General features: G+C 65.6%; 13 protein-coding genes and 1 pseudogene. 7 read left to right on the top strand and 7 right to left on the bottom strand.

Annotated features, from left to right (window positions below; translation table 11 throughout):
* Positions 1 to 43 precede the first annotated feature (43 nt).
* Positions 44 to 631: an Hsp20/alpha crystallin family protein gene (locus tag EJ913_RS09555; protein WP_126997159.1), complete on the bottom strand. Its 588-nt coding sequence runs from the start codon at positions 629 to 631 to the stop codon at positions 44 to 46.
* Positions 632 to 928: 297 nt separating this feature from the next.
* Between EJ913_RS09555 and EJ913_RS09560 the strand changes: the two genes are divergently transcribed.
* Both EJ913_RS09560 and EJ913_RS09565 read left to right on the top strand, forming a co-directional pair.
* Positions 929 to 1576, top strand: coding sequence for a BON domain-containing protein (locus tag EJ913_RS09560; RefSeq protein WP_126997161.1), 648 nt, complete (start codon positions 929 to 931; stop codon positions 1574 to 1576).
* 65 nt (positions 1577 to 1641) lie between these two features.
* Positions 1642 to 2484 carry a universal stress protein gene (locus EJ913_RS09565; RefSeq protein ID WP_185909734.1) on the top strand — a complete coding sequence of 281 codons (843 nt, stop codon included), beginning with the start codon at positions 1642 to 1644 and terminating at the stop codon, positions 2482 to 2484.
* A 129-nt stretch (positions 2485 to 2613) separates the two neighbouring features.
* On the opposite strand, the gene EJ913_RS09570 is transcribed toward EJ913_RS09565, so the two are convergent.
* Positions 2614 to 3066 (bottom strand): baeRF12 domain-containing protein, encoded by a 453-nt coding sequence (locus EJ913_RS09570; protein WP_126997165.1) that lies wholly within the window; start codon positions 3064 to 3066, stop codon positions 2614 to 2616.
* Between the two features lie 566 nt (positions 3067 to 3632).
* Between EJ913_RS09570 and EJ913_RS09575 the strand changes: the two genes are divergently transcribed.
* Complete coding sequence (locus EJ913_RS09575; RefSeq protein WP_126997167.1) at positions 3633 to 4454, top strand: Crp/Fnr family transcriptional regulator; 822 nt, start codon at positions 3633 to 3635, stop codon at positions 4452 to 4454.
* Positions 4455 to 4518: 64 nt separating this feature from the next.
* On the opposite strand, the gene EJ913_RS09580 is transcribed toward EJ913_RS09575, so the two are convergent.
* The gene (locus EJ913_RS09580; RefSeq protein ID WP_126997168.1) at positions 4519 to 5706 is read right to left on the bottom strand and encodes an IS3 family transposase; all 1188 of its coding nucleotides are present in this window, start codon (positions 5704 to 5706) and stop codon (positions 4519 to 4521) included.
* Positions 5707 to 5926: 220 nt separating this feature from the next.
* On the opposite strand from EJ913_RS09580, the pseudogene EJ913_RS32410 reads away from it, so the two are divergent.
* Positions 5927 to 6067 (top strand): annotated as a pseudogene (locus tag EJ913_RS32410) (IS66 family transposase); the annotation flags it as partial.
* 68 nt (positions 6068 to 6135) lie between these two features.
* On the opposite strand, the gene EJ913_RS09590 reads toward EJ913_RS32410, so the two are convergent.
* Together EJ913_RS09590 and EJ913_RS09595 are read right to left on the bottom strand one after the other, a co-directional pair.
* Positions 6136 to 6378 (bottom strand): Lrp/AsnC ligand binding domain-containing protein, encoded by a 243-nt coding sequence (locus EJ913_RS09590; protein WP_126997170.1) that lies wholly within the window; start codon positions 6376 to 6378, stop codon positions 6136 to 6138.
* A 4-nt stretch (positions 6379 to 6382) separates the two neighbouring features.
* Positions 6383 to 7954, bottom strand: a complete 1572-nt coding sequence (locus EJ913_RS09595; RefSeq protein WP_126997172.1) for a DEAD/DEAH box helicase — start codon at positions 7952 to 7954, stop codon at positions 6383 to 6385.
* Between the two features lie 217 nt (positions 7955 to 8171).
* Between EJ913_RS09595 and EJ913_RS09600 the strand changes: the two genes are divergently transcribed.
* Positions 8172 to 8717, top strand: coding sequence for a hydrolase (locus EJ913_RS09600; RefSeq protein ID WP_126997174.1), 546 nt, complete (start codon positions 8172 to 8174; stop codon positions 8715 to 8717).
* Positions 8718 to 8743: 26 nt separating this feature from the next.
* Positions 8744 to 9451 (top strand): alpha/beta fold hydrolase, encoded by a 708-nt coding sequence (locus EJ913_RS09605; RefSeq protein ID WP_126997176.1) that lies wholly within the window; start codon positions 8744 to 8746, stop codon positions 9449 to 9451.
* A gap of 13 nt (positions 9452 to 9464) precedes the next feature.
* Here the strand turns inward: EJ913_RS09605 and EJ913_RS09610 are convergent, their stop codons facing one another.
* Together EJ913_RS09610 and parE are read right to left on the bottom strand one after the other, a co-directional pair.
* Positions 9465 to 10028, bottom strand: a complete 564-nt coding sequence (locus tag EJ913_RS09610; RefSeq protein WP_244939303.1) for a hypothetical protein — start codon at positions 10026 to 10028, stop codon at positions 9465 to 9467.
* A 106-nt stretch (positions 10029 to 10134) separates the two neighbouring features.
* A complete protein-coding gene (parE, locus tag EJ913_RS09615) occupies positions 10135 to 12123 on the bottom strand; it encodes a DNA topoisomerase IV subunit B (protein WP_126997178.1) in 1989 nt (662 codons plus the stop codon).
* 108 nt (positions 12124 to 12231) lie between these two features.
* Between parE and EJ913_RS09620 the strand changes: the two genes are divergently transcribed.
* Positions 12232 to 12642, top strand: a complete 411-nt coding sequence (locus tag EJ913_RS09620; RefSeq protein ID WP_126997180.1) for an acyl-CoA thioesterase — start codon at positions 12232 to 12234, stop codon at positions 12640 to 12642.
* Positions 12643 to 12656: the final 14 nt, after the last annotated feature.

Genomic DNA, 12656 nt, shown 5'->3' on the forward strand with positions numbered 1-12656 from the left:
CCGGACCGCGCCGGGAAGCCGGTGCCGGCCCGCCCCCCGGCCGTCAAGCGCCGGTGATTTCGATCCTGCGCTTGGCCGGCAGGCTGGCCTCGGTCTTCGGCAGCGTGACGGTGAGCACGCCGTTCCGCAGGCTGGCGGCGATGCGGTCGCTGGCGACGTTGGCCGGCAGTTGGAACGAGCGCATGCACAGGCCGTAACGCCGTTCGGAGAAATAACGGTTCCGTTCCTTCTCTTCCTTTTCCTCCTTCTTCTCGGCCTTGATCGTCAGGATCTGGTCCTGGAGGGTGACGTCGACGTCCTTGTCCTCCATACCGGGCATTTCGAGAGTGACCCGGTACTCGGTTTCACGCTCGTCGACCTCGGCCGCCGGCATGATGGCGTTCATCTGGCCGTCCGTGCGCAGCAGCGGCTCCATCTCGAACAGCGGCCGGCGGCTCCACAGGGTCCAGGGCGAGCGGAACATGGACGACGCCTCGTCGAACAGGCGGTCGAACTCGCTGCGCAGCGCCAGGAAGGGGTGCCGGTTGCGTTCGGCCAACGCGCCGGCCGCCAGACTGGTGGGGGCGGCGGTGGTCTGGCCGGTGGCCTGGAGATCCTGCTTGGGCTTTTCCGTTGTGGTCGTGGTTGCCATGACGTCCTCCTTGGATGCTTGGCTGTGCGGTCGGTGGTGCGACGGCACGGCAGCCTCTATCCGCCTTGGGAGGGGAGGGTGCGTTAACCTGGATCAATCCCCCGCCTTTGAGCGGAACGGAGCGCCGTCCGACGCCGCGCGGGGCTTTCGAAGGGCGCTTCCCGTCCTACCCCGTTTGAGGAGTCCGCCGACAAGCCCCCGGTTGATCTGCGTTAATGGCCCATCGAACCCGACGGTCGAGAGTGGGGCCGGTCATCAGCGCGATGCGCATCGCTTCAACGCATCAAGGAGGCAATCATGACCGACCTGAGCTTGCGCCAACTGATCCTCGACGAACTGGAGTTCGAACCCAGCATCAACGCCGCGAACATTGGCGTGGCCGTCAACGACGGCGTCGCCACCCTGACCGGCCATGTGGCGACCTATGCGGAGAAGATCGCCGTCGAAACCGCGGTGCGGCGCGTGAAGGGGGTGCGGGGGATCGCACAGGAGATGGAGGTCCGTTACCCCCGGTCGAACCGGACGAGCGACGAGGACATCGCGAAACGGGCCTTGAACCTGCTCAGCTGGGACGTTCTGGTGCCCAAGGACAGCGTGCAGGTCAAGGTTCAGGACGGCTTGATCACCTTGACCGGCACGGTCGAGTGGCAGTTCCAGAAGAAGGCCGCCGGGGACGCCGTCCACCGGCTCGACTCCATCAAGGGCATTTTCAACCAGATCGCCGTCAAGCCGCACGCGAGCTCCGCCGACGTGAAAAATCGGATCGAGGACGCGCTGAAGCGCAACGCCGAAGTCGAATCCGAGGGGATCCGCGTGAAGGTGGACGGCGACAAGGTCATCCTCGAGGGCAAGGTCCGGGCCTGGTACGAGCGGCAGGTGGCCGAGAGCGCGGCGTGGTCCGCCCCCGGCGTGAACGTCGTCGACGACCGTCTCGGCGTCGCCTAGGCCAAGCTTCGAGGGCGCCGGGCTTCTCACGCACCGGCGCCCCCGCTTTCGCGAGGGAGATGACGATGATCAAGGATGTCTGCGTCCATCTCGACGGAACGGCCGAGGATGACGGCCGGCTCGACCATGGCGCCATGATCGCGGACCTGTTCGGAGCGCATCTTGTGGGTGTCTACACCAACAAGATCGGGGTCATGATGTTTCCAGCGACCGATTTCGGCGGCGCCAGCGCGGAAATCCTGACGGAGATGATCGCCGACAGCCGGCGGGCGGGCGATGGCGTCGAAAAGCGGCTGCGTGCCCGTTGCGCCACGCTTCCCACCCCGATGGATTTCCGCCGCATCGACGAAGCCGATTATCTCCTGGGCTGGGCGGTCGCCAATCTGGCCCGTTCCACGGACCTGTTCGTGATGAGCCGCCCATGGGGGCCGGGCAAGGCCAAGAGATGGCCCGACCTCGTCGAGAGCGCCCTGTTCGACGGCGGGAGGGCCGTCTATCTCGTCCCGCCGGAGTCCAAGACGGCCAGGATGCCGAAGACGATCCTGGTCGGCTGGCGCGACAGCCGCGAGGCCACCCGCGTGTTGACCGAAGCGTTGCCATTCCTCAAGCGGGCCAGCTCCGTGATCCTCGCGATGGTGGACGAGCACGGCGCCCCGGACCGTTTCAAGGACGTGCCCGCGGCCGGCATCGTCCGGCATCTCGACCGGCATGGCGTGAAGGCCGAGTTGCGCCGCGTCAGCGGATGGACGCACGCCTCCGATGGGCTCCTGAACGAGGCCCGCCTGTGCGGGGCCGATCTCCTGGTCATGGGCGGTTACGGCCATTCCCGTTTCCGCGAGTGGATCATGGGCGGAAATTCGCGGGCCATTCTCACCGAATGCACCCTTCCGGTTCTGATGGCCCATTGAACCATCTCTTTCAAGCGCCCCGGCAAGAGAGTGAACGGACCGTCACCGTTCACTCTCTTGCCGGCATTCGCATGTTTGCTTGGCCCTGTTTGCGGGCCGCCGCGATGCCGGCTTCCCGCGCGAATGTTTTCAATGGCGCAGCAGGCTGTTCAGGCGCGCCGACAGCGCCTGCGCCGGCGGGCCGAACAAATCCTTCGCCTCTTGGCGAATCAGGCGTTGACTGGCCTCCGGGGTCAACGCGCGCCGTAAGCTTCTCAGCATGCCGCCCGGAGCCACAAGTATCAGAGAATCGAACATTCCTTGGCGGGCCGCCTGATTGACGATATCAGCAACGCGACGTTCAAGACACGTGAGGGCTGAATTGCTCGGCATGCCGCCCTGTTTCGTCGAACGGTCAGAGGTCGCGCTTCCCACTTTGCAGGCGGGGCAGCGGACCGGGCATGTGCAGAGCGGATCGCCGGTCTCATCGGCCAGCTCACGAGCGAGTTCCTCATAATCGCCCCGCTGTCCAACCTTCGTTCTCAAGACGACGGCGCCGATTTGGTTGGCCAGGACGATCCATGTATTGCCGCATCGTTGCATCGGCCGCTCTCCATACTTGAAAGAATTCGGCCATTCATCCCTTGAGGGCGCATTAACCTGCGTTCATCGGAGGCCGACGCTCGGTGCGTCAACTTTCCAGACAGCCAGCATGACCGTACCGATCTCCGCGCCGATGAGATCGGAATTTGAGCATCCGTGCGAGGAGAAGAGTGACCTAGCCAAGCTCGGGGCTGGCTGGAGTCGAGGCTTCGGTCTTTGTAAAAGAAAAATAAAGGTACGCAAAAAGTGCGTGTCATCAATAAATAGAATTTATAGAGAAACCCCCAAATAATAAAATCACAAAACAGAGAAATTCTATTTGTGGCTAAGATTAAGTGATTTAGAGCGCTGATGTAGAAATATCAATGGGTTAGCGTATCTATGGAATCGTCTACCACATCAGGGTAATGGACATCTGCCGCCATTTGCATCTAAATACTGAAAGGCTTCAGATGCGACTGGGAAGAGAGAGAGGTGGTTAAAGCCACGGTCCACCAGTCGGCCGGTTTCAGCCCAGAGAAAACGTCGTGTTGATTGGGCAACGCAAGGCAGATCGGGAATCTCTCATGGAGAAGGGAACAACACCGATAACTCGCGAAAGCGGAGCTCTTCATGCCACAGCATTCCTTCGGCTAGATTCGTCAGGGAATGTTTTGAGAAGCCCGTGCGAGCTTTGCACCGCCCGTGACTACAGCGTCTGCCGTCACATCACCGGCAAAGACTTTGAACAATTGTTTCCCCACGGCCCTCATGTTCAGATCCGCAAGGCGGGGACGACGATTTTCCTACAAGGCGAGCCGTTCGGCTCGGTGTTCATCGTCCAGAACGGTTGGTTGCTGGTCCATAAACTGTTTGAGGACGGGCGGCGCCAGATCATCCGCTTCGTCCTGCCAGGCGACCTCATCGGCTTCGAGGGAAACGAGGTGGAGGGCATGTCCTACAGTGCCGAGGCGATCACCGACGTGGCGTTGTGCGGCATCCGTTACTCGCTCTTCTTCAAGACCTGCGCCGCGTCCCCGCAACTCGCCATGAACTTCGCCACCACGGTCACCCGCGAAGCATTGGCGGCCTGGAACCATGTCGGAGCGCTGGGGCAACAGCGGGCACAAGGCCGGGTCGCAAACCTGCTGCTTGATCTTCACCACCGCGTCGTCGCCCGCTGTGGCACGGAGCCAGCCGCCATACAATTGCCAATCAATCAGATCCACATCGCGAGCGCTACGGGCCTGACCTCCGTGCATGTATGCCGCACCTTGAAACAAATGCGCCAAGTTGGGCTTCTGGAATTTCGGAAGGGACAATTGGTCCTACTGGACACGGAACGGCTTGCCGAAATCGCCCAACTTGATCCGGCGGTTCCGCTGGACGGTCTGCAAAAAATGAACTGATACCAAAGCCGTTAAATTCTAACCTGACCTTGCCCGCGTGCGACGCCTCCCATAGCGTCCGGGATTATGCCGCCAGCGTGCTTTCCTTGCGACGCCAAGCTTCTTCGAACGCCATGGGGCTGGTGTAGCCCAGGGTCGAGTGCATTCGCCTGTGATTGTAGAAGCCGAGCCAGTCGATGACCTCGTCCTTGGCGCGGCGCCGGGTGTCGAAGCGCATGCCATGCAGGCGCTCGACCTTGAGCGATCCGAACAAGGTTTCGGTCACCGCATTGTCCCAGCAGTTGCTCTTCCGGCTCATCGATCCCCGCATGCCGTACCGGCGCAGGAGCGCCTGGAAATCCGAACTGGCGTATTGGGAACCTCGATCGGAATGGAAGATCATGCCCTCGGCCGGCCGTTGCCGAAACCACGCCATGGCCAGGGCGTCGATCACGAGTTGACGCGTCATGCGTTCGCCCAGCGCCCAGCCAACAACCTGCCGGCTGAACAGGTCGATGACAACGGCCAAGTACAGCCAACCTTCCTGCGTGGCGATGTAGGTGATGTCGCCGGTCCATACCCGATCCGGCTGCTCGGGCCGGAACGCCCGGTTCAGCGGATTGTCGGACACCGGCAGGCTGTGGGTGCTATCGGTGGTCGCCTTGAACTTCCGCTGTCCCCGCGCCCGGATGGCATGGTCGCGCATCATCCGGCGCACCCGTTCCTTGCCAACGCGCACGTGCCGCCGGCGCAGTTCCCGCCAGACCCGCGGCCAACCATAGGCGCCGCGGGTTTCGGTGTGGATCGCCTTGATGTGCGTCAGCAGAGCGAGGTTGCCCACCCGCTGCCCCGCGGGTGCCGCGTCCGTCCCGGCCTCTCTGCGGACGTATTGGCGAAACCCACGGGCGCTGACGCCGAGGGTCGAACATTGAACCGAGATCGGCCACAGGTCGCGGTGCCGTTGAATAAGGGTGTACTTCACAGCGACTCCTTCGCGAAATACGCCGCCGCTTTTTTTTAGAATGTCGCGCTCCATCTTCACGCGCGCCAGTTCCGTCCGCAGTCGGCTGATTTCCATCTGTTCAGCGCTGACTTTCGGCACCACCGTCCCGGTCAGGCCACCACTGCCGGCCGCCTTGACCCAGTTGTGCAGCGTCTGTTCCGCCAAACCCAGCATCTTGGCCACCGCCGCCACACGCTGGCCGCCGGTCACCAAACGAACCGCCTCTTCCTTGAACTCAAGCGTGTAACGCGCCCGCGCCGTCTTCGCCATCTCGTCTCCAGTCCGTTGCCGATTGTAGCCGGCTATGGGAGGCGTCGCACGCGGGCAAGGTCACTCCCCGACGAAGTGGCCACCCTTCAGGCGCTGGTGGGGCGCTATCGGTGCAACTGGCCGAGCGCAAGCAGGCGGTGGCGGCGCGCAACCGCATCATCGACATATGGAGGATCAGTTGGCCGCGCTGCGCCGACGACGCTGCTGACGGCCGCAGGCCGAGCACATCGCCGCCCATGTGCTGGCCGCGGGAAAGCTGCATGTCGACGACACCCTGGTGCCGGTGCTCGCACCCGGCGCCGGCAAGACCCGCACCGGGCGGCGGTGGGGCTACGCGCGCGACGAAAAACGGACCTGCGGCAACGCCGCATCCACTGGAAGGGCGCGCTGCAGGCCATGGTACAGCCTGCAGACCGTCGCGTTCATTCGCTATGCAAACGCCTTGTAGGCGATCAGCGTGAAGGTGTCTCGAACGCCCGGCAAGGTCTGAACATGTTCGGTCACGAAACGTCCGATGTCGTCGTCCTCGCCGAGATAGCACTTCATCAGCAGATCGTATTGGCCAGAGATCGAGTGCACCTCCGACACCGGTTCGATCTGCTGGACGGCCTGATCCGCGACCAGATAGGCCTTGCCCAGCTCGCACTTGACCATGACGAAGATGGTCTGCACGGCTTCAGCCCTCCTGGCCTTGATCGGCCGCTTCCACGATCGATTCCGGCGCCGGGCGCGGACGGGCCGAGCGCAGCATGAAGGCAGGCATATGATCGCCAAAACCGATCACGGACGCGTCGTCGTCATCATCGTCACGGCGGCGGCGGCGGTCGCCACCACGATCACGGTCCCGACGCGGCTCGCTGTTGCGGCGGGCTTCCGCGGCCGCCAGCGATTCGCGGGGCTGACGCTCCTCGCGGACCGGACGGTCGTCACGGGCGCTGCGCTCTTCACGCACCGGACGCTCCTCGCGAACCGGACGCTCTTCGCGGGCCGGCCGCTCTTCGCGGGCCGGCCGCTCCTCGCGCGGTGCCCGCGCCCGAGGCTCGGGACGTCCACGGCCGGCACCGGCGCTGGCGCCGCCACGGCCGCCACGGCGGGGACGCGCGTCCTCGTCGCCGAACTCGGCCGTTTCGAGGCCGTCGATGGCGATCATCGGAATCTCCCGTTTGATGAGGCGCGTGATGTTGCCGACCAGCTTGGTGTCGTCCGGGGTCGCCAGCATGAAGGCGCGGCCCTGCTTGCCGGCGCGGCCGGTACGGCCGATCCGGTGGACGTAGTCGTCGGGCGTCAGCGGAACGTCGAAGTTGAAGACGTGGCTGAGGCCCTGGACATCAATCCCGCGCGCGGCGACGTCGGAGCAGACCAGCAGCGAAATCTCGCCCTTTTTGAAGAGGTCGAGCGTCTCCGTCCGCTTGGACTGGACCATGTCGCCGTGCAGCGCGCCGACGTTGAAGCCGTGACGCTCCAGCGACTTCTGCAGCACTGCGATGTCGCGCTTGCGGTTGCAGAAGATGAAGGCGTTCTTGACCTCTTCGGTGTTCAACAGATGGCGCAGCGCCTTGCGCTTGTCCACGTCGTGGACCAGGGCCATGGCCTGGGTCACGGTTTCCGCCGGGGAGGCGGGCGGGGCGACCGTCACCTCCTGCGGGGTGGACAGGAAAGCGTCGGCCAGACGGCGGATTTCCGGCGGCATGGTCGCCGAGAAGAACAGCGTCTGGCGGGACTTCGGCAGCTTGCTGACGATGCGCTCGATGTCGGGGATGAACCCCATGTCGAGCATGCGGTCGGCCTCGTCGATCACGAAGACCTTGATGTCGTTCAGCATGATGTTGCCGCGCTCGAACAGGTCGATCAGACGACCCGGAGTCGCGATCAGCACATCGACGCCACGGTCGAGCTTCTTGACCTGCTCGGAGAAATTCTCCCCGCCGATCAGAAGGGCCATGCTGAGCTTGTGGTACTTGCCATAGGTCTCGAAGCTTTCCGAGACCTGCGCGGCCAATTCGCGCGTCGGCTCCAGGATCAGCGAGCGCGGCATCCGCGCCCGCGCCCGGCCCGACGCCAGCATGGTGATCATCGGCAGCGTGAAGCCAGCCGTCTTGCCCGTTCCCGTCTGCGCACAGCCGAGCACATCGCGGCCTTGCAGGACCCAGGGGATCGCCTGTTCCTGAATGGGCGTCGGCTGGGTGTAACCCTTGTCCTCGATGGCGCGCAGGACGTCAGGGCCAAGCCCAAGTTCCGAAAAGAGCATCCAACCTGTTTCTGATCTGGAGTTCGCAAATCGAGCGCGGAGCGCCCGACGCTTAGATAGTGCCGCAGAATAGGTAGTCAAAGGCCCATGTCAATAGACGCGATGATCAGCCCCTCAAAATTGACCGCAAACCGGCCGGGTTGGCGAGAAAACCGACCTGCGCTAGGCTGAACGCCCCGAGTCCGGGCTGTGTTTCCTCGTGCGAGAGTGCCTGTCCATGCTTGTCCGTGCCGAAGAGTCGGTCCTTGTCGTCGTCGACGTGCAGGCCCGCCTGCTTCCCGCCATCCACGAGTCCGGCCGTGTCCTGCGCAACGCCGGCATCCTGCTGAAGGCCGCCGACGCGCTGTCCGTGCCGGTCGTGCTCACCGAACAATACGCCAAGGGGCTGGGCGAAACGGTGGAGGAGGTGCGCGCGGCGCTGCCCGCCGGGACTCCGGTCCTGGAAAAGATCACCTTCGCCAGCACCGGCGAGCCGTCCTTTGTCGCCGCATTGGAAGCCCTGGGCCGCCGGCAGGTGGTGCTCTGCGGCACCGAGGCGCATGTCTGCGTGCTGCAAACCGCGCTGGGCCTGCTCCAACTCGGCTACACGGTGCATCTGGTGGCCGACGCGGTGTCGTCGCGGACGCCGGCCAACCACGCGGCGGCCATCGACCGGATGCGCGCCGCCGGGGCGTCCATCGTGACCACGGAGATGGTTGTGTTCGAATGGATGGAGCGCGCCGGCACGCCCGTCTTCAAGACCGTCAGCGCGCTGATCCGTTGAAGGACGCTTCACAAGGAGACCCGGCCATGACCCGCCCGCCCCCGACCCTGATCCTGCTGCCCGGCATGCCGCTCGACGCGGCGCTTTGGGAGCATCAGACGCGGCATCTCGCCGATGTGGCCGACACGCGCGTCGCCGATCTGACGGCGCACGACTCGGTGGAATCGATGGCCGATTCGGTGCTGGCCGGGGCGCCCCCGCGCTTCGCCCTCGGCGGGCTGTCGATGGGAGGCTACGTGGCGTTGGAGATCCTGCGCCGCGCGCCGGAGCGCGTCGAGCGGTTGGCTCTGCTGGACACCAGCGCTCGGCCCGATTCGCCCGAGCAGACGGCCAACCGGCGCGACGCGGTGGCGCTCGCGCTGAAGGGCAAGTACCGGCAGGTCATGCGGGCCGGGCTGGCGCGGCTGGTCCACCCGGACCGGCTGGGCGATCAGGGGTTGGTCGACGCGGTGCTGGCCCAGATGGAGCGGGTCGGCGTCGAGGGCTACGCGCGGGAGCAGACCGCCATCATGACCCGGCCGGACAGCCGCCCCGGCCTGGGCGCCATCCGCTGTCCGACGCTGGTCCTGTGCGGACGCGAGGACGCGCTGACCCCGCCGGAACTTCACGAGGAGATGGCGGGCGCCATTCCCGGTGCCCGGCTGGTGCTGATCGAGCAGTGTGGGCACCTGTCGGCGATGGAGCAGCCCCAGGCGGTCACCGCGCTGCTGCGCGACTGGCTGCTGCGCGGCTGAGGGCGCCCCCCGTTCAGCAGTCGGGACTGCCGCCGCAACTGTCGGCCCGCCGCGAGGGAAACAGCGAGAAGGTCATGTCGGTGATCAACTGGCGGAAATCCGGATCGTCCGGCCCTTGCGGCCGGTCGAGCCAGCCGGTGGCCGAGGTCATCGCCCCGCCGCCTCGGCAGAAGGCGCCCTGGACGATGATGGGGCCGCCGGGGGGGCGGGTCGGGATCGGCCCGTTGGTGCAAAGGCCGGTGTTCAGCATCGTCTCGGCGACGTTGAAGGCCAGCACGACCTTGTAGTCCTTCCGCGCCGTGTCGTTCGGCGTGGTGGTCAGGTTGGTGCGCACGCCGATGACCCTGTTCTGCATCGATGGCAGAACCTTCCGGGCGAAGCTCTCGGCGTCGCCGCCGAAGGGATTGCCGTGCAGGACGACGCGCAGGTCGCGGTCCGAGGCCGCGTAGGCGACTTCGCTCAGCGTGTAGGCGGGAGCGGGCTCGCTCGCCACCACGCGCTCGTTCATGCAGCCACCGAGAAGCAGGGCCATCCCCGAAAAGGCCAAAACCGGAGCAAGCCGCCAGCGGATCGTCATCGAACACTCCGACAGACATCACGTCGCGACGCAAAGGGCGCCGCCGCTTTGAGATATGGCGATCCGGCGGCGCGATTGACAGCGGGCGAAAGCGGACGTGCGCGTCTCAGACGTCGATGTCGTCCACCTTCACGAATTTGGCGTTGTCCTGGATGAAGCGGAAGCGCAGCTCCGGCCGCTTGCCCATCAGATCCTCCACCAGACTCCGGGTTCGCTCGACGTCGGCCCGCTCCTCGGGATCGGCGGCGTTGGGAACGACGACGCGCAGCAGGGTGCGCTTGGCCGGGTCCATGGTGGTCTCGCGCAGCTGCGCGGCCATCATCTCGCCCAGGCCCTTGAAGCGGCTGATGTCCGGCTTCTTGCCCTTGAACTGGCGGGCCAGCAGCTCGTCCTTGTGGGCGTCGTCGCGGGCGTAGACCTGCTTGTTGCCGTGGCTGAGGCGGTAGAGCGGCGGCAGCGCCAGATACAGATGCCCGTTCTGGATCAGCCCCGGCATCTCGCGGTAGAAGAAGGTCATCAGCAGCGAGGCGATGTGCGCGCCGTCCACGTCGGCGTCGGTCATGATGATGACCCGCTCGTAGCGCAGCTTGTCGCTGGAGAAGTCCTTGCCGACCCCGCAGCCGAGCGCCTGGGTCAGGTCGTTCAGCTCCTGGTTCGCCTTCATCTTGTCGGACGACGCGCTGGCGACGTTCAGGATCTTGCCGCGCAGCGGCAGGATGGCCTGAGTCTCGCGCTGGCGCGCCTGCTTGGCGGAGCCGCCGGCCGAGTCGCCCTCGACCAGGAAGATCTCGGTCCCCTCGGGGGAGTTGCGCGAGCAGTCGGCCAGCTTGCCGGGCAGGCGCAGGCGGCGGGTCGCGGTCTTGCGCCCCAGCTCCTTCGACTGCTTGCGGCGCATCCGTTCCTCGGCCTTCTCGATCAGCCGTTCGAGCAGCGCGTTGGAGGAGGGCGGGTTGCCCGACAGCCAATGGTCGAAATGGTCCTTCACCGCCGTCTCGACGAGGCGCTGGGCCTCGGCCGTCACCAGCTTTTCCTTGGTCTGGCCCTGGAAATGCGGTTCGCGGATGAACACCGACAGCAGGATGCAGGCGTCGCCCATCACGTCGTCGGCGGTCACCTGGGCGGCGCGCTTGTTGCTGGTCAGCTCGCCGTAGGCCTTCAGGCCGCGCGTCAGCGCGGCGCGCAGGCCGGCCTCGTGCGTGCCGCCCTGGGGCGTCGGCACCGTGTTGCAGTAGGTGTGCGAGAAGCCCTCGTCGTCGTCCGGCCACGCCACCGCCCACTCGACGCGGCCCTGCTTGCCGGGAAAGTCCAGCGAGCCGGTGAAGGGCGAGGGGGTCAGCGTCTTGCGGTCGCGCAGCGCCGCCGTCAGGTAATCCTGCAGGCCGCCGGGGAAATGCAGCGTTTCGGCCGCCGGGGTCGTCGCGTCGGTCGCCAGCAGCGCCGGGTCGCAGCTCCAGCGGATCTCGACGCCCCGGTAGAGATAGGCCTTGGAGCGCGCCAGCCGGTAGAGCCGGTGCGGCTCGAAATGGGCGGTCTCCCCGAAGATCTCCGGGTCGGCGTGGAAGCGGATGGTGGTGCCGCGCCGGTTGACGTTGCCCTTGGGAACCAGCGGCCCCTGGGGCAGGCCGCGGCTGTACTCCTGCACGTAGAGCTGCTTGTCCCGCGCGATCTCCACCGTCAGCCGGTCGGACAGCGCGTTGACCACCGACAGGCCGACGCCGTGCAGGCCGCCCGAGGTCTCGTAGACCTTGTTGGAGAATTTGCCGCCCGAATGCAGCGTCGTCAGGATCACTTCCAGCGCCGACTTGCCGGGGTATTTCGGGTGGTCGTCGATCGGGATGCCGCGCCCGTTGTCGCGCACCACCACGGTGAAGTCGGCCGTCAGTTCCAGGTCGATGCGGCTGGCGTGGCCGGCGACGGCCTCGTCCATCGCGTTGTCCAGGACCTCGGCGACGAGGTGGTGCAGCGCGCGGTCGTCGACGCCGCCGATGTACATGCCGGGGCGGCGGCGCACGGGTTCAAGCCCTTCCAGAACCTCGATGTCCTGGGCGGAGTAGCTGTCGGCCTTGCGGGCCGTGTTCTCGAAAAGATCGCTCATGGGGGGCATGATAGGAATTTCGTCAGGGGTGCGCAAGCGCATCCTGTGGGGCTTATAGTACGGCGATACAAGATTTTGTGCGCGAATTTTTCGCGACAGCGAGGGACCATGACCGAGACCGGGGAACAGGACGTCCAGGGCTACGACTTCAACCGGGGGCCGACCCTGCGGGCCATCGCCATGCCGGCGGACACCAACCCGAACGGCGACATCTTCGGCGGCTGGCTGCTGGCGCAGATGGATCTGGCGGGTGGCACGGTGGCGGTGCGCCGCTCGCGCGGGCGGATCGCGACGGTCGGCATCGAGGCGATGACCTTCCACAAGCCGGTCTATGTCGGCGACGAGGTCAGCTGCTTCGCCCGCATCGAGAAGGTCGGCCGGACCTCGATCCGGGTGCGCATCGAGACCTGGGTGCGCCGGGAACGGTCCGGGGGCGAACCGATCAAGGTGACCGAGGGCGTCTTCACCTACGTCGCCATCGGCGAGGACCGCAAGCCGCGCGAGGTCCCGCCGGAGTGAGGGGAGCGGGGGCG

This window comes from Azospirillum doebereinerae (assembly GCF_003989665.1).
Lineage (GTDB): Bacteria > Pseudomonadota > Alphaproteobacteria > Azospirillales > Azospirillaceae > Azospirillum > Azospirillum doebereinerae.